This is a genomic window from Kitasatospora sp. NPDC001547 (assembly GCF_042894165.1).
Taxonomy (GTDB): domain Bacteria; phylum Actinomycetota; class Actinomycetes; order Streptomycetales; family Streptomycetaceae; genus Kitasatospora.
Genome location: NZ_JBIAVL010000024.1, coordinates 64,543 through 84,233 on the forward strand (window position 1 = coordinate 64,543; position 19,691 = coordinate 84,233).

General features: G+C 74.5%; 15 protein-coding genes. 14 read left to right on the forward strand and 1 reads right to left on the reverse strand.

Annotated elements, in window-relative coordinates; all coding sequences use genetic code 11:
• The first annotated feature begins 126 nt into the window (after positions 1–126).
• The 8 genes from ACFY0X_RS30965 to ACFY0X_RS31000 all read left to right on the forward strand — a co-directional run bounded on the left by ACFY0X_RS30965 (position 127) and on the right by ACFY0X_RS31000 (position 11,294).
• Complete coding sequence (locus ACFY0X_RS30965) at positions 127–2,253, forward strand: glycogen debranching N-terminal domain-containing protein (protein WP_387759568.1); 2,127 nt, start codon at positions 127–129, stop codon at positions 2,251–2,253.
• Positions 2,254–2,486: 233 nt separating this feature from the next.
• Complete coding sequence (locus tag ACFY0X_RS30970; RefSeq protein WP_387759525.1) at positions 2,487–3,245, forward strand: NUDIX domain-containing protein; 759 nt, start codon at positions 2,487–2,489, stop codon at positions 3,243–3,245.
• Positions 3,246–3,416: 171 nt separating this feature from the next.
• On the forward strand, positions 3,417–3,695 hold the full coding sequence (locus tag ACFY0X_RS30975) for a hypothetical protein (protein WP_387759526.1): 279 nt from the start codon (positions 3,417–3,419) through the stop codon (positions 3,693–3,695).
• Between the two features lie 396 nt (positions 3,696–4,091).
• Complete coding sequence (locus tag ACFY0X_RS30980) at positions 4,092–5,831, forward strand: ATP-binding cassette domain-containing protein (RefSeq protein ID WP_387759528.1); 1,740 nt, start codon at positions 4,092–4,094, stop codon at positions 5,829–5,831.
• Between the two features lie 3 nt (positions 5,832–5,834).
• Complete coding sequence (locus ACFY0X_RS30985; protein WP_387759530.1) at positions 5,835–6,743, forward strand: hypothetical protein; 909 nt, start codon at positions 5,835–5,837, stop codon at positions 6,741–6,743.
• Between the two features lie 186 nt (positions 6,744–6,929).
• Positions 6,930–7,862 carry a FadR/GntR family transcriptional regulator gene (locus ACFY0X_RS30990; protein WP_387759532.1) on the forward strand — a complete coding sequence of 311 codons (933 nt, stop codon included), beginning with the start codon at positions 6,930–6,932 and terminating at the stop codon, positions 7,860–7,862.
• A 629-nt stretch (positions 7,863–8,491) separates the two neighbouring features.
• Positions 8,492–10,138 carry an RNA polymerase sigma factor gene (locus ACFY0X_RS30995; RefSeq protein ID WP_387759533.1) on the forward strand — a complete coding sequence of 549 codons (1,647 nt, stop codon included), beginning with the start codon at positions 8,492–8,494 and terminating at the stop codon, positions 10,136–10,138.
• A 355-nt stretch (positions 10,139–10,493) separates the two neighbouring features.
• Positions 10,494–11,294, forward strand: coding sequence for a S1 family peptidase (locus ACFY0X_RS31000; RefSeq protein WP_387759569.1), 801 nt, complete (start codon positions 10,494–10,496; stop codon positions 11,292–11,294).
• A 249-nt stretch (positions 11,295–11,543) separates the two neighbouring features.
• Here ACFY0X_RS31000 and ACFY0X_RS31005 read toward each other — a convergent pair whose 3' ends face one another.
• On the reverse strand, positions 11,544–11,777 hold the full coding sequence (locus ACFY0X_RS31005; protein ID WP_387759535.1) for a hypothetical protein: 234 nt from the start codon (positions 11,775–11,777) through the stop codon (positions 11,544–11,546).
• A 538-nt stretch (positions 11,778–12,315) separates the two neighbouring features.
• Here ACFY0X_RS31005 and ACFY0X_RS31010 point away from each other — a divergent pair.
• The 6 genes from ACFY0X_RS31010 (at position 12,316) to ACFY0X_RS31035 (ending at position 19,682) form a co-directional block, all read left to right on the forward strand.
• Positions 12,316–14,427 carry a type IIA DNA topoisomerase subunit B gene (locus ACFY0X_RS31010; RefSeq protein WP_387759537.1) on the forward strand — a complete coding sequence of 704 codons (2,112 nt, stop codon included), beginning with the start codon at positions 12,316–12,318 and terminating at the stop codon, positions 14,425–14,427.
• 156 nt (positions 14,428–14,583) lie between these two features.
• Positions 14,584–15,069, forward strand: a complete 486-nt coding sequence (locus tag ACFY0X_RS31015) for a DUF1453 domain-containing protein (RefSeq protein ID WP_387759539.1) — start codon at positions 14,584–14,586, stop codon at positions 15,067–15,069.
• 180 nt (positions 15,070–15,249) lie between these two features.
• Positions 15,250–16,383: a sensor histidine kinase gene (locus tag ACFY0X_RS31020; RefSeq protein ID WP_387759571.1), complete on the forward strand. Its 1,134-nt coding sequence runs from the start codon at positions 15,250–15,252 to the stop codon at positions 16,381–16,383.
• Positions 16,384–16,525: 142 nt separating this feature from the next.
• Positions 16,526–17,152 (forward strand): response regulator, encoded by a 627-nt coding sequence (locus tag ACFY0X_RS31025; RefSeq protein WP_387759573.1) that lies wholly within the window; start codon positions 16,526–16,528, stop codon positions 17,150–17,152.
• A 125-nt stretch (positions 17,153–17,277) separates the two neighbouring features.
• Positions 17,278–17,904, forward strand: a complete 627-nt coding sequence (locus ACFY0X_RS31030) for a DUF485 domain-containing protein (RefSeq protein WP_387759541.1) — start codon at positions 17,278–17,280, stop codon at positions 17,902–17,904.
• Complete coding sequence (locus tag ACFY0X_RS31035) at positions 17,901–19,682, forward strand: cation acetate symporter (RefSeq protein ID WP_387759542.1); 1,782 nt, start codon at positions 17,901–17,903, stop codon at positions 19,680–19,682. Before ACFY0X_RS31030 ends, ACFY0X_RS31035 begins: the two co-directional genes overlap by 4 nt.
• The last annotated feature ends 9 nt before the right edge of the window (positions 19,683–19,691 follow it).

The following is a 19,691-nucleotide window of genomic DNA, read 5'->3' on the forward strand; positions in this document are numbered from 1 at the left end:
CACGGCACACCGCCGACGGGACGGCCCCGCCGGCCCGGCACCATCAGCACGCGATCGAGCATGCTCGCGGCCCACCGGCCTGACCGGCCACCGGACCGCCGAGGGGAGGAGAGTCCGGTGACCGCCATGAGGCCACCACAGGCCATGCCGGCCGAGAGCGTGGTCGGCGCCCCGCCCAGGCCGGTGGGCCGCCCCGACCAGGCCCCCGGGGCCGGGCCCGCGGGCGTACCGGTCGGCCCGGGCCGCCCCGCAGCCCCACCGCGACCGCAGCCGCCCGCCGTCCACCACGCGGTGATCTGCGTCAACGCCCCGGCGATGGCCGCCTCCGGCCCCGACGGCCAGCTGCGCGGCCACGGCCTGCACGGCTTCTACCGCAACGGCGTCCGGGTGCTCGCCCGGATGGAGCTGCGGCTCGGCGGGATGGAGCCGCTGCCGCTCCAGGGCAACCTGACCAGCATCGCCCAGGCCCGCTTCCTCGGTGTCGTCCGCCTCCCCGGCGACCTCGACCCGGACCCGGCGCTCACCGTCGAGCGGCTGCGCCACGCGGACGGCGTGGAGACCGTGGTCGTGCGCAACACCGGTCCGCGGCCCGCCCGGCTGCCGCTGGAGATAGCCCTCGGCACCGACCTCGGCCCGGTCGCCGAGATCGCCGCCGGGCACCGCCAGCCCGACCTGCCGGGCCAGGTGCAGTCCGCCGGGCTGCGCTGGACGGGCCCGGTGCACAACGCCGTGGTCAGCGCCCAGCCCTCCCCGCACGCCGTCCTGGCCGGCGCCGGCGTGCTCCGCTGGGACCTGGAGGTCCAGCCCGGCGCCCGTTGGTCCGTCGAGCTGCACACCGAGCTGGAGAGCGCCGCCGGCGGCCCGCGCCCGCCGGGCGGCCGCGGCACCGGCGTCCCGCTGCCCTGGTCCGAGCCGGAGGTCCGCAGCGACGACACCCGGGCCGCCCCGCTGGTCTCCCGCTCGCTGGACGCCCTCGGCGGGCTGCTGTTCGCCGACCCGGACCGCCCGACCGACCTCTACCCGGCCTCCGGAGCGCCCTGGCGCTTCGGCCTCGCGCCGGCCGACGCGCTCTGGGCCGCCCGGCTGACCCTTCCGCTCGGCACCCGGCTGGCGGCCGGCACCCTCCGGGCGCTGGCCCGCCGTCAGCAGCTCGTCCCCGCCCCGGGCCGCACCGAGGGCCTGCTGCCGGGCGCCCTGCGCCACGGCGGTCCCGAGCTGCCGCCCACCTGCACCGCCACCGAGGCCACCCTGCTGTTCGTCACCGTGCTGGCGGAGGCCTGGCGCTGGGGCCTGCCCCCGGCGGAGGTCGCCGAGCTGCTCCCGGCCGCCGAGCGGGCCCTGGCCGCCCTGCGCGAGGGCCTGGCCGACGGCTTCGTCACCGATCTGAGCCGCCCCGCCGAGGAGCGCTCCGCCCACCCGGTCGCCGCCCGCGCCGAGGTCCAGGCGCAGGCCCACCGCGCCGCCCTGCACGGGGCCGAGCTGCTGGAGGCCTTCGGCCGACCGGGCGCCGAGGACTGGCGCGGCTGGGCCGCCGCGCTGCGCGGGCGCTTCCGCGAGCGGTTCTGGATCGACGACCTGTCCGGCGGCCGCCCCGCGGCCGGGCTGGCCCCGGGCGGCCAGCCGCTGCCCGCCGTCACCTCCTCCCTGGTGCACCTGCTGGACACCGGGCTCGCCGTCGACGGCGGTCGGCACGAGAGCCTGCTGGACCGCGAGCAGACCCGGCTGCTCGCCCAGCGCCTGGTCGCGCCCGAGCTGGACAGCGGCTGGGGCCTGCGCACCCTGAGCGCCAAGTCCCCCCGCTTCAACCCGCTGGGCCACCGGGGCGGCGCGGTGCGGGTCCACGAGACGGCGCTGGCGATCGCCGGCCTGGCCGAGGCCGGTCACGAGAACGAGGCGGGCACCCTGCTGGAGGGCCTGCTCGCCGCGAGCGCCCACTTCGAGGGGCGGCTTCCGGAGATGTACGCGGGGGAGCAGCGCATCCCCGGCTGCCCGCCGGTGCCGCACCCGGCGGCCTGCCGCCCGGCGGCGGTCTCCGCGGCCGGCGCCGCGCACGCGGTGTTCGCCCTCGCCGGGGTCCGGCCCGACGTCCCGGGCGGCCGGGTGCTGGTCCGCCCGGCCAGCACCGCACCCCTCGGCGAGCTGGAGCTGACCGGCCTGCGGGTGGCGGGCGAGCCCTTCTCCGTCCGGGTGAGCCGGATCGGCGTGGCGATGGTGGAGGAGGCGTCCACGGACCTGCAACTCGTCGCCCACTGAGCCCGGCGCCGCGCGTCGGGGCTCCGGCGTCCGTGAGCGGGCGTCCGTGCTCCGACGTCCGTCCGGCACCGGTGACCCGGTGTCGGTGACTCCGGGTCACCGACACCGCGCCTGCCCGCTGCGGCCCCCCGGGCCGTGCGCGGGGCAGACCGGGGCCCGGCGGGCGGCACGGGCCCTGCGCAGTCCACGCACGGCCTGTGCTTATCGTCAGAGAGACGACTATGATCGTGCCCATGTCGCGTTACGATCCGTCGGCCTTCCCCCCGTTCGCTGTCACGGTTGACCTGGTGGTGCTGACGGTGCGCGACCACTCGCTCTGCGCCCTACTGGTCAGACGGGGCGAGCCGCCGTTCCAGGGGTACTGGGCGCTGCCCGGCGGCTTCGTCCGCCCGGACGAGGGCCTGGCCGAGGCCGCCTCCCGCGAGCTGGCCGAGGAGACCGGCCTGCGCGCCCACACCGCCCCCGGCCACGACGCGGTCGGCCCCGGCGCGGCCGGCGCCCACCTGGAGCAGCTCGCCACCTACGGCCACCCGCAGCGCGACCCCCGGATGCGCGTGGTCAGCGTCGCCTACCTGGTGCTCGCCCCCGACCTGCCCACGCCCCGGGCCGGCGGCGACGCCAGCGGCGCCCGCTGGGCCCCGGTCGGCGAACTCCTCGGCGGTAACCCGGCCGACGGTGTCCCGCTCGCCTTCGACCACGGTCTGATCCTCGCCGACGGCGTGGAACGAGCCCGCTCCAAGATCGAGTACTCCTCCCTCGCCACCGCCTTCTGTCCGACCGAGTTCACCGTCGGCGAGCTCCGCCGGGTCTACGAGGCGGTCTGGGGCGTGGTGCTGGACCCTCGGAACTTCCACCGCAAGGTCACCGGCACCCCCGGCTTCCTGCTGCCCTCGGGCGGCACCACGACCCGTCAGGGCGGCCGCCCCGCCCAGCTGTTCACCGCCGGCGGCGCGACCGTCCTCAACCCGCCCATGCTCCGCCCGGAGTCCTGAGCCCCGCCGCGCCCATGCCCGGCCCGCCCGGGCCGGGTGCCGTCCCGCCACGACGCGGCCCCGAACGACCGAATGGCCTGGCCTGGCTGCGGTTCCGGGGGCGGCGGCGCAGAGTGTCGATGGACGCTCCGGCCGCCGGGCCGGAGGCCTTCCGGCACAGGGAGCCCCGCGATGGCCACCAACGACTGCGCCAACCGGCGAACCCTCATCGAGGGGCTGGCGGCGGACTACCGGAGCCTGGACGCGACCACCACCGCCACGGAGCGGGAGCTGGCCGCGTTGCAGGCGGAGCACGCGGCGCCCGAGTCGATCGCCGCCGTGCAGGAACGGCTGGCCGCCGAGCGGGAGCGGCTGGGCGAGATCACGGTCGAGGGCCGCGCCGCGGTCGACGGGTTCCACGCGGTGTGCGCCGGTGAGCAGCTCCCGCCGCCGCCCTGGTCCTCCCGGTAGCAGCCGCGCCCGCACCCTGCGCCGGGCACCGTGCTCCGCCCGGCCGAAGCCCCCGATCGCGCAGAGCCCCCGAATCCTCCGATCGCGCAGAGCCCCCGAATCCTCCGATCCCGCCGAGCGCGCAGCGCCCGCAGAAGTGGCCGAAGCCGCCGACGACACCGATGCCACCGAAGGCGCCGACGCCCCGGAACGGACCGACCGCCCGTGAATCGCAGGATCGGATTGTCCCCTGATCGGGTGAGGTGGGCAGTCGGCTGGCCCGCGCCGTTCCCGTAATGCCCGGAATGGCCGTCGCCGCCCCCTAATGTGCTGGCGCGGAGCCGCGCGGGTGCATGCCCGCCCGTCACGGGTGCTCCGTGTCGAGCAGGTCGGCCGAGGGCATGGGAGCAGCCAGCGATGATCCAGATCACCGGACTGACCAAGGTCTATCGCAGGGGCGCTCCACCCGCGGTGCTCGATCTGACCTTCGACGCCAAGCCCGGCACGGTGACCGCGCTGCTCGGAGCCGAGGGTGCGGGCAAGTCCACCGCGCTGCGGCTGATGCTCGAACTCGAACGCGGCCAGGGCGTCACGCTCTTCGGGGGCCGTCCCTACCGCCGGTTGCGCCACCCCGAGCGCGAGGTCGGGGTGCTGCTGCCCGGCACCGGGGAGGCCGCGGTGGCCGGGCACCCGGGCCGCAGGGCGCGCGGTCATCTGCGGATGCTCGCCGCGGCCGTCGGCGTTCCCGCCCGGCGGGCCGACGAACTGCTGGAGCAGACCCGGCTGGCCGCTGTCGCCGGTCAGCGGCTGCGGACCTTCTCGCCCGGCATGCACCGTCGGCTGGCGCTGGCCGCCGCCCTGCTCGGCGACCCCGGCGCGCTGCTGCTGGACGGGCCCGCCGACGGCCTGTCGCCGCGCAACGTCGAGTGGTTCCACTCCTTCCTGCGCTCCTTCGGCGCCGCCGGTGGAACGGTCCTGGTGACCACCCGCAGCCTGCAGGAGGCCTCGCAGCTCGCGGACCGGGTGGTCACCCTGGATCGCGGCCAGTTGGTGGCCGACCAGCCGGTCGAGGAGTTCCGGCGGACCAGGCTCAGCCCCGAAGTGGCCGTCCGGGGGCCGCAGATGGCGCGGCTGGCGGACCTGCTGACCAGTCAGGGCGCGGACGTGCGGCGGGAGAGCAGCGTGGGCCTCGCGGTGGCCGGCATCGACCGCACCGAGATCGGTGAACTCGCCTACCGCCACGGGATCCTGCTGCACGAGCTGGCCGACCGGGTGGTCGAGCAACCGGCGCCCAGGGTCGTCCTGCCGGTCGGCTCGGGCCGCTCCGGCCACCTCCGCCTCCATCCGGAAGCCGGGAGCGACCCGCGCCCGGAGCCGGCCCGGAAGCCGAGTCCGACGCCGGCCCTCCATCAGGTCCCCGAGCCGGCCGCTGAACCGGCCGCTGAACCGGCCGCTGAACCGGCCGCTGAACCGGCCGTTGAACCGGCCGCCGAGTCCGCCCCGGTCGAAGCCGTGGCACCCCCGGCCGAGCCCGCGACGGCCCGGGCCCTGCCCGGACCGGCCATCGCCATCACCGCCTCCGCCACTGAAGCCGGCTCCGTCGCCGAAGCCGCCACCGAGGCCGCCGCCGCCCCCAAGCGCGGCCTCCTCCGCCGCCCGCGGCAGGACGGCTCCCTGCCCGCCCGCGCCCTCCCCGCCGTGTCCGTGGCCGCCGCCCTCCCCGCCGCCGCGCTCCCCGTCCTCGGCTCGGCCGGCCGCCGCCCCCAGCCGACCGCAGAGACCGGGAACGACACCACCCACCCGTACGGCACCCCCGACGCCGCCGCCGAACCCGCCCCGACCGTCGTCGTCGAGCAGCTCTTCCGTGACGACCCGGCCCCGGTGCCCGCCCCCGCCCCCGCGCCTGCCCCGACCCCGAGCGCGACCTCGGCATCGGCCCTGACACCCGCCTGGTTCCGGCGCCTCGGCCGTCGGATGGGCGCCGACGACCTGCTCACCGACGACACCGTCCGCCTCCGCCTCCCGGCCTCGGGCGCGACCGCCGTCCGGGCCTCCGCCACTCGGACTCCCACGCCCAGCGCCCCCGACATCACCAGCCCCACCACCCCCGCGATCCCCGCAGCTCCCGCCACCCCCGACGACCACCGGAGCGAGTGAACCGTGCGTGTCCTGGCCTACGAACTGCGCCGCCTGCGCGGCCTGCGTTCCACCTGGCTGCTGCTCGCCGCCGTGCTGCTCGGCGACGCCGCCGTGGCCGCCGTCCTGGCGAGCCAGACCACGGACGGCCCGCTGGTGGCCCCCGTCGGGGTGCGGCTGCTGACCGCCGCCGTCCCACTGGTCCCGCTGCCCTTCGCGGCGCTCGGCGCCGCGGTGCTGGGCGCGCTGTCGTACGGGCACGAGGTGCGCTACCCGGGGCTGCCGGCCTCGCAGGTGTCGTACCCGCGCCGGGTGCGGCTGCTGCTGGCCAAGCTGCTGGTGATCGGCCCGCTGGCGGCCGCGCTGGCGCTGGCGACCCTGCTGCTCGACGCGGTGGCCGTGCACCTCGCGCTGCCGGACGGCGTCACCGTCGAGGCCTGGACGGATCCGGACGCGCTGTCGGACGGGGTGTCCGGGGTGCTGACCGGTGTCGGGGTGTCCGGGCTGTCCGACCTGCCGGGTGCGTTCGCCCCGCTGGGGCTGGCGGCCGGCCACGGAGTGCCCGCCGCGCTGCTGGCCTTCGTCCTGCTCACCGTGGCGGCGGGCTGGACCGGGGTGCTGACCGCCTCGCTGACCCGCGGCGCCGCCGCCGGGGTGCTGCTGCTGTGCGCGCTGCCGCCGCTGCTGGAGTCTGGCGCCGCTCTGCTGCTGCGCCAGACCGGCAGGCCGTGGCCGACCCGGCTGACCGACCTGTTGCCGTTCCAGTCAGGGATCGAGTGGGCCTACGGCAGGGTGTACGGCGGTGGTTCGTACGAGGAGACGGTCGACGGCGCGGTATTGAGCGATCCGGCCCTGTTCGCCGCGGTCGCCGCCCCCGCGGCGCTCCTGCTGCTCGCCGCCCTGCTGGTCCAGGCCCGCCGCCGCGCCCTGTAGGCCGCCCCGCGCGGGACCTGCCCACGCGGAAGCCGCGCCCCGGCCGGGCCGCGTTCCGCCATCCCGAGCGCTGCCCCTCCGGTGCGGTCCTGTCCGGGAATTCCAAGATCGACCAGCAGTGACCGTATTGCGCGTTTCGTCCTGATAAGAAGTCAATTATCCAGTCACGGCCGATCACCCTTTCGTGTGCTTTTCACGAGAATTCTCAAGCCACGCCTGCGGATCGCCGACAAAGGAGGCGTGAGTACCCTTGCGCACCCCACCATGACCCCCGCCCGTTCCGCCGATGGGTCCATCCACGGTCCCGGCGACCTGGACCGCTTCTCGTACGCCGACCGGCCGACCCCGCCGGCGCCCCGCTGGGAGGGCGCCGAGTCCGACATCGCCAGGGTCGGCCGCAAGACCACCAGCAGCCGCGGCCGCGGCCTGCACGGCCAGCTGGTCCAGCAGCTCGGCCAGATGATCGTCTCCGGCGACCTCGGTGCCGACCGCCCGCTGGTGCCCGAGGAGATCGGCCAGCGGTTCGAGGTCTCCCGCACCGTCGTCCGCGAGTCGCTGCGCGTCCTGGAGGCCAAGGGCCTGGTCAGCGCCCGGCCGAACGTCGGCACCCGGGTCCGCCCGGTGAGCGACTGGAACCTGCTGGACCCGGACATCATCGAGTGGCGCGCCTTCGGCCCGCAGCGCGACGAGCAGCGCCGGGAGCTGTTCGAGCTCCGCTGGGCGATCGAGCCGCTGGCCGCCCGGCTCGCCGCCGGCCACGGCCGGGAGGACGTCCAGCAGCGCCTGGTCGAGCTGGTCGAGATCATGGGCCACGCCGCCTCCCAGGCCGACCTGTCCACCTACACCCGGGCCGACGCCGAGCTGCACGGCCTGATCCTGCAGATGGCCGGCAACCGGATGCTGGAGCACCTGTCCGGGATCGTCGCCTGCGCGCTGCAGGTGTCGGGCGGCCCGGCGATCTCCTGTGAGCGGCCCTCCGAGTCCTCGGTCGGCCTGCACGCCCGGCTGGTGGACGCGCTGGGCGCCGGCGACGGCACCGCGGGCGAGGCCGCGATGCGGGCGCTGCTCACCGTCCACCCCGAGATCGAGCCGTCCGTTCCCGCGCCCAGGGAGCACTGAACGGGCCCAGGGAGCACTGAACGGGCTGTCCACGAGCGGAGGCGCCGGACGGCGGCGGTCCGCTCCGCCGGGCCCTCCGGCCGCACCGCGCGGCGCAGCCGGAGGGCCTTCGCATGCCGTCGGCGCGGGGCCGACCCCGGGAAGGTCTCGAGCTGCGGGCGGCCGGGCCGTGGGGAGACCGCGAGCCGGGGGAGACCGAAGGCCGGGAGCCGCGGGCTGGCGGAGGCCGCGGGCCCGGGGGGCGAGCCGGTGAAACACCGGCCCGGAAATCGGGCCGCGGAAAGCCGGGCCCCATTCGAGGGCTTGTTCATGACAATGGTTTGCCGCGCGAGTGCGCGATGATGGAAGCGGCCCCGGTTGCGGACGCCGGGTGGTGTGACCCGCGACACGAAGGCCATGCGTAACACTTGACGAGTAGCAGCGATGTGTCCTGAGCGGAAGCAGCTCCGGAATACTCCAACATGTCAGAATGCTGTGTTGGTCCGCGGCGCTGCTGCCGTCCTGCAAACCCAGTCCTCAAGCCCGAGTCGGTCGGAATCGACACCGCGCGCCCGGCGCGCGATCTCCTTCCCCGCCCGCTCGGGCGGCCGGTACGGGTTCGAGTCCACTCATCGTCCGAGAGGTTGTTCGTGTCGGCCAGCACATCCCGTTCGCTTCCCCCCGAGATCGCGGAGTCCGCAGCTCTGCTGGCGCTCATCGAGCGGGGCAAGGCCCAGGGGCAGATCGCCGGTGACGACGTGCGCCAGGCGTTCGAGGCGGACCAGATCCCGGTCACCAAGTGGAAGAACGTCATGCGCAGCCTCAACCAGGTGCTGATTGAGGAGGGGGTGGACCTCATGGTCAGCGCGGCCGAACCGGCCGGCGCCAAGCGCAAGAGCGTTGCTGCCAAGAGCCCCACCAAGCGCACCGCCACCAAGGCTGTCACCACCCGGACCCCGGCCGCCCCGTCGGCCCCGACCAAGCCGCCCGTGCGGATCGCCCCCGGCGCTCCCGTCGCGGCTCCGGCCGTCGCCGCCGCCGCGGCCCCGGCTCCCACCGTCTCCGCCGACATCACCGTCGAGGAGGCGACCGGCCTCGTCACCGAGGTGAAGGCGGCTCCCGCGAAGAAGGCCGCCCCGGCCAAGAAGGCCGCGGCCAAGAAGACCGCCGCGCCGGCCAAGAAGGCCGCCGCCAAGAAGACCGCCGCCGGCAAGGCCGCCAAGGGCGACGAGGAGCTGCTCGGCGAGGAGGAGCTGCTCGAGGACGTCGCGCTGCCCGGTGACAAGGCCGAGGCCGAGGGCACCGGTCCGGAGGAGGAGTCGGAGGGCTTCGTCCTCTCCGACGACGACGAGGACGACGCGCCGGCCCAGCAGGTCGCCGTCGCCGGCGCCACCGCCGACCCGGTCAAGGACTACCTGAAGCAGATCGGCAAGGTCCCGCTGCTCAACGCCGAGCAGGAGGTCGAGCTCGCCAAGCGCATCGAGGCCGGTCTGTTCGCCGAGGACAAGCTCTCGGCCGCCGACAAGCTCGCCCCGAAGCTCAAGCGCGAGCTGGAGATCATCGCCGAGGACGGCCGCCGGGCCAAGAACCACCTGCTGGAGGCCAACCTCCGCCTGGTGGTCTCGCTGGCCAAGCGCTACACCGGTCGCGGCATGCTGTTCCTGGACCTGATCCAGGAGGGCAACCTCGGTCTGATCCGTGCGGTCGAGAAGTTCGACTACACCAAGGGCTACAAGTTCTCGACCTACGCCACCTGGTGGATCCGCCAGGCGATCACCCGCGCCATGGCCGACCAGGCCCGCACCATCCGCATCCCGGTGCACATGGTCGAGGTCATCAACAAGCTGGCCCGCGTCCAGCGCCAGATGCTCCAGGACCTGGGCCGCGAGCCCACCCCGGAGGAGCTGGCCAAGGAACTCGACATGACCCCCGAGAAGGTCATCGAGGTCCAGAAGTACGGCCGTGAGCCGATCTCGCTGCACACCCCGCTGGGCGAGGACGGCGACAGCGAGTTCGGTGACCTGATCGAGGACTCCGAGGCGGTCGTCCCGGCCGACGCGGTCTCCTTCACCCTGCTCCAGGAGCAGCTGCACTCGGTGCTGGACACCCTGTCCGAGCGCGAGGCGGGCGTGGTCTCGATGCGCTTCGGCCTGACCGACGGCCAGCCGAAGACGCTGGACGAGATCGGCAAGGTCTACGGGGTCACCCGTGAGCGCATCCGCCAGATCGAGTCGAAGACCATGTCGAAGCTGCGCCACCCGTCGCGCTCCCAGGTGCTGCGCGACTACCTGGACTGATCGACGGCAGTCGTTCCACGCGAAGGCCCGGGGCCGCACGGCTCCGGGCCTTCGCGGCTGTCCGGGCCCGGCCCGTCGTTCTCCCGGCCTGCCCGGGCCCGGACGCGCTGGCGTCCGGCCCGTCAGCGTCCGGGTGGTGGTTGTCCCTCGTCCGGGTGGCGGCGCGGCGGTAAGCGGTCGCACCGTGTAGCCGGTCACCTACGCTGTGCCGGTTGCCTGCTACCGAGCCCCTGGAGTCACGGTGCCGACCGAGCCGGACCGCACTGACCTGCCGACGTCCACCCCGTTCCCGGCGGGCCCCGCCGACCCGGCCGATCCGGCCGAGGTCCGGGCGGGCCGGCGCCGCAGGGCCGCCGTGCTGGCGCTGCTCGCCGCCGTGCCCGTTCCGCTGGTCGCCCTCGGCACCGCGGCGCCGGCCGAGGCGCAGCGCCGGGTGGTCGGCGGCACCGCGGCGAGCACCGCGGACCACCCGTGGATCGTGGCGCTGTCCAGCCGCCAGCAGTTCGGCAGCGGCCGGTCCGGCCAGTTCTGCGGGGGCGCGCTGGTCACTCCGACCAAGGTGGTCACGGCCGCGCACTGCTTCTACGACGAGTCCAAGGGCCGGGTGGATCGGCCGGGCCTCAAGGTGATCGTCGGCCGGGACGACATGCGCGGGACGGCCGGGCGGGAGGTGGCGGTGCGGTCGGTGTGGGTCCACCCCGACTACTCCTTCGCCGCCAACATGAACGACGTCGCGGTGCTCACCCTCGCCGAGTCACAGGGCGCCCGGCCGGTGGTCGAGGTGGTCGGCCAGGGCGAGACCGCGCCGTACGCGGCCGGGACGACGGCGCAGGTGTACGGCTGGGGGGACACCACCGGGCGGGGCGACTACTCGCCCACCCTGCGCGGGGTGGCCGTGCCGATCGTGCCGGACCACGCCTGCGCGCAGGCGTACCCGGGCGGGCAGGACGGGAAGTTCGACGCCCGGGGCATGGTCTGCGCGGGCGAGGAGCGGGGCGGCAAGGACGCCTGCCAGGGTGACAGCGGCGGCCCGATGGTCGTCGACGGCCGGCTGGTCGGCCTGGTGTCCTGGGGGACGGGCTGCGCCGAGGCGGGCCACCCGGGTGTCTACACCAGGGTCTCGTCGGTCGCGGACGCGGTGCGCTCGGTCCTGTGAACGCCTGCCCACGCGCTGTGCCCGGTGCCGCCCGGATCGCGGTGGGTGAGCGGTCGGTCACGTGCTGATGCCGGGTTCTGACGGAGCGTCGGCCGCAAGGGCCCGGGCCCTCGGGGGCCGGGAGCGCGTGCCGGGTACAGCAGAGCCGGGCGGCCGGCCCCCGAAGGGGTCAGCCGCCCGGCCCACCGGTCGCGCGCGGTGCGCGACCGGACACAGCTCGACGCCGGCTGCTGGTTTTGGCGCCCGGTATCAGCGCTCTTCGTCCGCGGCCGTGGCCGCGTCCGTCGTGGTGAGACGGCCGCTCTCGTCCTGTATCTCCACGGCGATCTTCTTGAGCTCGGGCTCGAACTTCCGGCCGTGGTGGGCGCAGAAGAGCAGCTCTCCGCCGCTGGCGAGTACGACGCGCAGGTAGGCCTGGGCGCCGCAGCGGTCGCAGCGGTCAGCCGCGGTGAGCGGGCTCGCAGGGGTCAGAACAGTAGTCACGTCGCCTCTTCTCTAGCTCGACGAGCTGTCGTACCAGGGTCAACATCCAACCAGGCCGAAAACGTTCCCGCTCGTGGCTTTTCTTCTCTGAGGATTCTGCTGTGTTGATGAGGACGTGCCCCGGGCGCCGGTGGTTCATGCGTGCCGAATCCCGGGATCCGCCCCTCGCTCGAACGCCCGATCGGGATCGGGTACGAGGTCCGCGTAGCATAATCCTCTGCCGGGTTGGAGCATAAGCCCCGTCCCGGGCCCCGGTAGCCTGCATAACGGCAGTTCCGGAGCCTGCGCCGGGCCCCACGATCCGCCAGGACCGGTGGTACCGGGAGGAGATGGCGCCCCCGGGGTCCGCACCCGGGTGCGGTGCTTGTTCGCGCAGCGCGTACAAGCTGCGCGGGGCCGACCCGTCGTGCTGCGCACCCGGAGCAGGGGGTCGGGCACGCAGGGCGACGGATGTCGGTGTCGCGTGCTGCACTGGCGTTTGGTCCGGATCCGTCCGGATGTGACCGATGAGACAGAACTTCACCGAGGAGAGTGCCGCGTGAGTGCCGAAACGACCGTGCCGTCCGCGCTGCTGGCCGGCGACGACGGTTCCAACTACACCGCGCGGCACCTGCTCGTCCTGGAGGGGCTGGAGGCGGTCCGCAAGCGCCCCGGCATGTACATCGGCTCGACCGACAGCCGCGGTCTGATGCACTGCCTCTGGGAGATCATCGACAACTCCGTCGACGAGGCGCTGGGCGGCTACTGCGACCGCATCGACGTGGTGCTGCACCCCGACTCCTCGGTCGAGGTCCGGGACAACGGGCGCGGCATCCCGGTCGACGTCGAGCCCAAGACCGGGCTGTCCGGCGTCGAGGTCGTGATGACCAAGCTGCACGCCGGCGGCAAGTTCGGCGGCGGCTCCTACGCGGCCTCCGGCGGTCTGCACGGCGTCGGCGCCTCGGTGGTCAACGCGCTCTCCGCCCGCCTCGACGTCGAGGTCGACCGCGGCGGGCACACCCACGCGATCAGCTTCCGCCGCGGCACCCCCGGCATCTTCACCGAGACCAGCCCGGACGCGCCCTTCGAGCCCGGCAACGGCCTGACCAAGGCCCGCAAGGTGCCGAAGACCCGCACCGGCACCCGGATCCGCTACTGGGCCGACCGGCAGATCTTCCTCAAGGACGCCCGGCTCTCCCTGGAGACGCTGCACAGCCGCGCCCGGCAGACCGCCTTCCTGGTCCCCGGCCTGACCATCGTGGTGCGTGACGAGCGGCTCACCGAGAGCGAGCAGATCGAGGAGTCGGTCTTCCGCTACGACGGCGGCATCGCCGAGTTCTGCGAGTTCCTGGCCCCCGACAAGCCGGTCTGCGACGTGCTGCGGCTGCGCGGCGAGGGCACCTTCAAGGAGACCGTGCCGGTCCTGGACGACCTCGGCCACATGACCCCCACCGAGGTCACCCGCCACCTCGGGGTGGACATCGCGCTGCGCTGGGGCGCCGGCTACGACACCACGCTGCGCTCCTTCGTCAACATCATCGCCACCCCCAAGGGCGGCACCCACGTGACCGGCTTCGAGCGCTCGCTGGCCAAGACGGTCAACGAGGCGCTGCGCGCGGCCAAGCTGCTGCGCGTCGCCGAGGACGACATCACCAAGGACGACGCCACCGAGGGCCTGACCGCGGTGGTCACCGTCCGGCTCGCCGAGCCGCAGTTCGAGGGCCAGACCAAGGAGGTGCTCGGCACGTCGGCGGCCAACCGGATCGTCGCCGCCGTCGTCGCCAAGGAGCTCAAGGCCTTCCTCACCTCGGCCAAGAAGGACGAGAAGCTCCAGGCCCGGGCCGTGCTGGAGAAGGTGGTCGCGGCCGCCCGCACCCGGGTCGCCGCCCGGCAGCACAAGGAGGCCCAGCGCCGGAAGACGGCGCTGGAGACCAGCTCGCTGCCGGCCAAGCTGGCCGACTGCCGCAGCGACGACGTCGACCGCAGCGAACTGTTCATCGTCGAGGGGGACTCCGCGCTCGGCACCGCCAAGCTCGCCCGCAACTCCGAGTTCCAGGCGCTGCTGCCGATCCGCGGCAAGATCCTGAACGTGCAGAAGGCCTCGGTGAGCGACATGCTCAAGAACGCCGAGTGCGCCGCGATCATCCAGGTGATAGGGGCCGGCTCCGGCCGCACCTTCGACATCGACCAGGCCCGCTACGGCCGGGTCATCTTCATGGCCGACGCCGACGTCGACGGCTCGCACATCCGCACCCTGCTGCTGACCCTCTTCCACCGCTACATGCGGCCGATGGTCGAGCAGGGCCGGGTCTTCGCCGCCGTGCCGCCGCTGCACCGGATCGAGCTCACCAACCCCAAGCGCGGCCAGGAGAAGTACCACTACACCTACTCCGACGCCGAACTGCGCTCCACTCTGCTGGAGTTCCAGCGCAAGAACCTGCGCTGGAAGGAACCGGTGCAGCGCTACAAGGGTCTGGGCGAGATGGACGCCGACCAGCTGGCCGAGACCACCATGGACCCGCGCCACCGCACGCTGCGCCGGATCAACCTGGGCGACCTGGAGCAGGCGGAGAAGATCTTCGACCTGCTGATGGGCAACGACGTCGCCCCGCGCAAGGAGTTCATCGTGGACTCCGCGGCCACCCTGGACCGCTCGCGCATCGACGCCTGACGCGCACTCCGTCCGCGCGGGGCCTCCACCCACGGGTGGAGGCCCCGCGCGGACGCGTTCCACCCGGGGTCCACCCCGGCTCCGATCAGCGGGAACCGGCGCGTCCGTAGCGTCGGAGAGGTCAGTGACCAGCCCTCTCCCGGACGGAGAAGTCCGATGACCACCCTCGCCAACCTGCTCGTGATCGCCGTCGTGGCGGTCCTGGTGGTCCGGCGCCAGATGCGCGCCCAGCGCCTGGACACCGAGCGCCGCTTCTGGGTGCTGCCGCTCGTCCTGGGCGCGCTCGCGCTGCGGGACCCGCAGATCGTCGACCACCGGCACGCCGCGCTGTCGGCGGTCCTGCTGGCCGCCGGGCTGGTCGCGGTGCTCGGGACGGGAACGGCCTGGGGCTGGACGGTTCGGCTCTGGAGGACCGAGGACGGCTCGGTCATGGCCAAGGGCACCAGGGCCACGGTGGCCGCCTGGATCGGGATGGTCGTGGTCCGGATCGGCCTGTACGGGATCGGCGCCGCGTTGCACGTCCACCAGTCCGGCAGCTCCCTGATGCTCGGCATGGCGGTCCTGCTGCTGGTCCGCTCGTTCGTGGTCAACTGGAGGGCCCGGGCGCTGGAGCCCGCGCCGCCCGTCGCCGCCGTGCACTGAACCGGGTGGCTCCGCGGCCGTACGGACCCGACCCGAGCCGCTGACCCGAGCCGCTGACCCGAACCCTGGCCCGCGGCCCCGATCCGCACCCCCCGCCCGCTGACCCGACCCACCGCCGTGAACACCGAGGAGGCACCCGTGGCCGGGTGGTACTGGACCCGCTGGCCCTCCCGCGAGGGGATGGACCGCGAGGCCGAGAGCCGGCCGCGGCGGGTGCTCACCGTGCTCGGCCGGGGCGTGCTGCTGGTCACCGTCGTCTGGGGGACCTTCGCCGACGGCGGGTTCGCCGGCTGGGCGGCGGTGGCCGCGGCGGCCGGACTGGCCGCCGCCGTCGGGCTCTGCGCGGCCTTCCTGCGGGCCACCCGGGAACAGCGCCCGCTGCCCGCGTACCTGCTGGCCGGCGCGGTGCTCGGCGCCGCCTGGCTGGCCGACAGCGGCCGGGCGACCCTGCTCGCCGACGTGCTCTGGTACGGCCTGGCGGTGATGTCCCTGGTCCGGATGCCGCCCGTGCCGGGCCTGGTCACGTCGGCGGCCTCGCTGGCCTCGTACGCGGCGGTCACCACGGCGAGCTGGCTCAGCGTCGCGGCCACCGTCGGCGGGATCACCCTGCTCGGCTACCTGCTGCGGCTGGACGTCGAGGCCCGCGGCACCTCCCGCCGGCTGCTCGCCCAGGAGCGGGCCGCCCGGGCCGCCGAGGCGGAGAGCGCGGCGCTCGCCGAACGGGCCAGGATCGCCCGGGAGATCCACGACGTGCTCGCCCACAGCCTCTCCGCGCAGCTCGTCCACCTGGAGGCGGCCCGGCTGATGCTGGACGCCGGGACGGACCGCGAACAGATCCGCGAACGGGTCGTCGCCGCCCGGCGGATGGCGCAGGACGGGCTGGTCGAGACCCGGCAGGCGCTGTCCGCGCTGCGCGGGGAACTCACCCCGGTCGGGGAGTTCCTGGTCGAGCTGACCGGACGGGAGCGGGCCGCCCTCGTCGTGTCCGGCACGCCCCGGCCGCTCGCCGCCGAGGCCTCCCTCGCCGTGCGGCGCACCGCGCAGGAGGCGGTGACCAACGTCCGCAAGCACGCGGCCGGCGCCCGCTGCTCCGTCGAACTGCGCTACCTGGACGGCGCGGTGGAGCTGGAGGTGCGCAACACCCGGCCGCCGCGCGGCCGGTCCGACGGCGAGGGGGAGCCGGCGGAGCTGGCCGCCAGCGGCAGCGGGTACGGTCTGCTCGGAATGCGCGAACGCGCGGAACTGCTCGGCGGCTCGCTGGTGGCCGGCCCGGAGGACGGAGGGTGGCGCGTGCTGCTGCGGGTGCCGGAGTGAGTGGGAGCGGCGAGGCCGTCGTCGGAGGGCGCGCGTTCCGCGGAGCGACCGCCGGGCGCGGCGGGGTGGGCGCGTGAGCGAGCCGGAGGTGACCAGGGTGCTGGTCGCGGACGACCAGACGGTGGTGCGCGAGGGAATCGTGATGCTGCTGGGGCTGCTGCCCGGCATCGAGGTGGTCGGGGCCGCGGGGGACGGGGAGGAGGCCGTCGCCCTGGTGGAGCGTCATCACCCGGACGTGGTGCTGATGGATCTGCGGATGCCGCGCTGCGACGGCGTCGAGGCGACCCGGCGGATCCGCGCGGCGCACCCGGGGACCGAGGTCGTGGTGCTGACCACCTACGCCGACGACGACTCGCTGTTCCCGGCGCTCCAGGCCGGGGCGCGCGGCTACCTCACCAAGGACGCCGGCGCCGAGGAGATCGCCCGGGCCGTCGCGGACGTCCGCTCGGGCGCGGCGGGGCTCTCCCCGCAGGTCCAACTCCGGCTGCTGGAAAGGCTTTCGGAGCAGCGCGGCGGCGCCGGACCGGGCGCCGAGCGGCCCGGCGCCCGGCCGGAGGAGCTGCCCGACGGGCTGACCGCCCGGGAGGCCGAGGTGCTGGCGCTGATCGCCGAGGGGCTGTCCAACGCCGAGATCGCCCAACGGCTGTTCGTCAGCCAGGCCACCGTGAAGACCCACATCAACAATCTGTTCGCCAAGACCGCGGTACGGGACCGGGCGCAGGCGGTCGCGTACGCGTTCCGACACGGAATCACCAGGACGCAGCAGTAGTCGGATGAGCGTCTGTCGGATGATCGATCACCTCATCGAGTGAACGTATCTGCGATGGTCAGGGGCGCTCTCCAAGGGCCGCCATCATGGTTCGGGTCAGAACATCCGGCCGTCCAGGAGCAGCAGTGCCACAGCAGCAGACGAGCAGTCCCGGCCCGGGACAGCAATTCGACTGGTGGGCCGCTCCGGCCGCCGGCATCCCCGTTGAGTCCGCCGAGCCATCGGCTGCGCACCTCCGAACGGCGGTACCGGCGCAGTCCGGCCCCGCCCGTACGGACCACGCCCGCACGGCCCAGTCGGCAGAGGCCGTCGCCGGGCCGGCGGCCGTGGGCGCGCCCGTCCACGGGGCCGCCGTCGAGCCGTTCGCCCAGACCACTCCCGCCGATCCCGAGGACCCGGCCCGCCCGGGCGAGCCGCTCGCCGAGGAGCCGGTCGCCGACCGCACCGAGGTCTACCGGGCGGTCCAGGCCAGCACCGCCTTCCGGGAGATCCGCCGCAGCTACCGGACGTTCGTCTTCCCGATCACCGGTGCCTTCCTCGCCTGGTACCTGCTGTTCGTCGCCGCCCAGGCCGGCGCCCCCGACCTGATGCGCAGGACGGTGGCCGGCCCGCTCAACGTGGCCTGGCTGCTGGGGCTGCTGCAGTTCGCCACGACCTTCCTGCTCACCTGGCTCTACGCCCGCAACTCCCGGACCAAGCGCGACCGCGCCGCCCTGGGCCTGCGCTGGGACACCCAGGACCAACTGCGATGACGACCGGAATGCTCACCGTGCCCACCGACGCGGCCAAGGCCGCCGTACAGACCGCGGTCCAGACCGTGTCGACCGCCACCCCGCCGCCTGTCGCCCCCACCGGCGACCACCACTCGCTCGCCATCGCGCTGTTCGCCGTGGTCGTCCTGGTCACCCTGGGCGTCACCCTCTGGGTCGGCCGCCAGGGCAACGCCGCCGAGGACTTCTTCGCCGGCGGCCGCGACTTCACGCCGCTGCAGAACGGCTTCGCGCTCTCCGGGGACTACCTCTCCGCCGCCTCCTTCCTGGGCGTCGCCGGGCTGATCGCGCTGTACGGCTACGACGGCGTGCTCTACAGCGTCGGCTTCCTGGTCGCCTGGCTGGTCGTGCTGATGCTGGTCGCCGAACTCGTCCGCAACGCCGGCCGGTACACCCTCGCCGACGTGCTCGCGCTGCGGCTGCGCCGCCGCAAGGTGCGCGCCGCGGCCGGCGGCGCCAGCGTCGTGGTCACCCTGCTCTACCTGGTGGCCCAGATGGTCGGCGCCGGCTCACTGGTGGCCCTGCTGCTCGGCACCGGCAGCCCGCACGCCCGCACCTGGACCATCATCGCGGTCGGCGCCCTGATGATCGTCTACGTCACCATCGGCGGGATGCGGGCCACCACCTGGATCCAGATCATCAAGGCCTTCCTGCTGACCGGCGGTTCGGTGCTGCTCACCGTGCTGCTGGTGGTCCGCTTCCACGGGGACCTCGGCGAGCTGATGCGCCAGGCCGCCCAGCACAGCGGCGCCGGGCACCACTACCTGGAGCCCGGGCTCAAGTACGGCGGCAGCATCACCAGCCGACTGGACTTCGTCAGCCTCGGCCTGGGCCTGGTGCTCGGCACCGCCGGCCTCCCGCACATCCTGTCCCGCTTCTACACCGTGCCCACCGCACGGGCCGCCCGCCGCTCCACGATGTGGGCGATCGGCCTGGTCGGCAGCTTCTACCTGATGGCCATCGTGCTCGGCCTCGGCGCCACCGCGCTGATCGGCTCGGCCGAGGTGCGGCACGCCAACTCGGCCGGCAACACCGCCGTCCCGCTGCTCGCCCTGTCGCTCGGCGGCGGCAACGGGAGCACCGGCGGGGTGGTGCTGTTCGCCCTGATCTCGGCGATCGCCTTCGCCACCATCCTCGCCGTGGTCGCCGGGCTGACCCTGGCCTCCTCGGCGGCCTTCGCCCACGACATCTGGGCCGGCGCCTGGCGCGCCCGGCCGGCGCGCGAGCAGGTGAAGGGCAGCCGCGGTCGGCGCCGTCGGGGCGAGAGCGTCCCGGCCTCCCGGTCGGGGAAGGAGTCGACCTCCCAGGTCAGCGAGCAGCAGGAGGTGGTGGTCGCCCGGATCGCCGCCGCCGGGATCGGGGCGACGGCGATCGTGATCAGCCTGTTCGCCCAGCACCTGAACGTCGCCTTCCTGGTCGGCCTGGCCTTCGCCGTCGCCGCCTCCTCCAACCTGCCGGTGCTGCTGTTCAGCCTGTTCTGGTCGCGGTTCACCGCCCGGGGCGCGGTCTGGGCGGTGTACGGCGGGCTGGTCCCGGCGATCGTGCTGGTGTGCTTCTCGCCGGTGGTGTCCGGTTCCGCCGAGGCGCTCTTCCCCGGTCTCGACTTCCACTGGTTCCCGCTGGAGAACCCGGGCATCGTCTCCATCCCGCTCGGCTTCCTGGCCGGCTGGATCGGGACGGTCACCTCGTCCGAGCCCGCCGACCCGGACCGGTTCGCCGAGCTGGAGGTCCGTGCCCTCACCGGTGCGGGCGCGGCCTGAGCCGTCGCG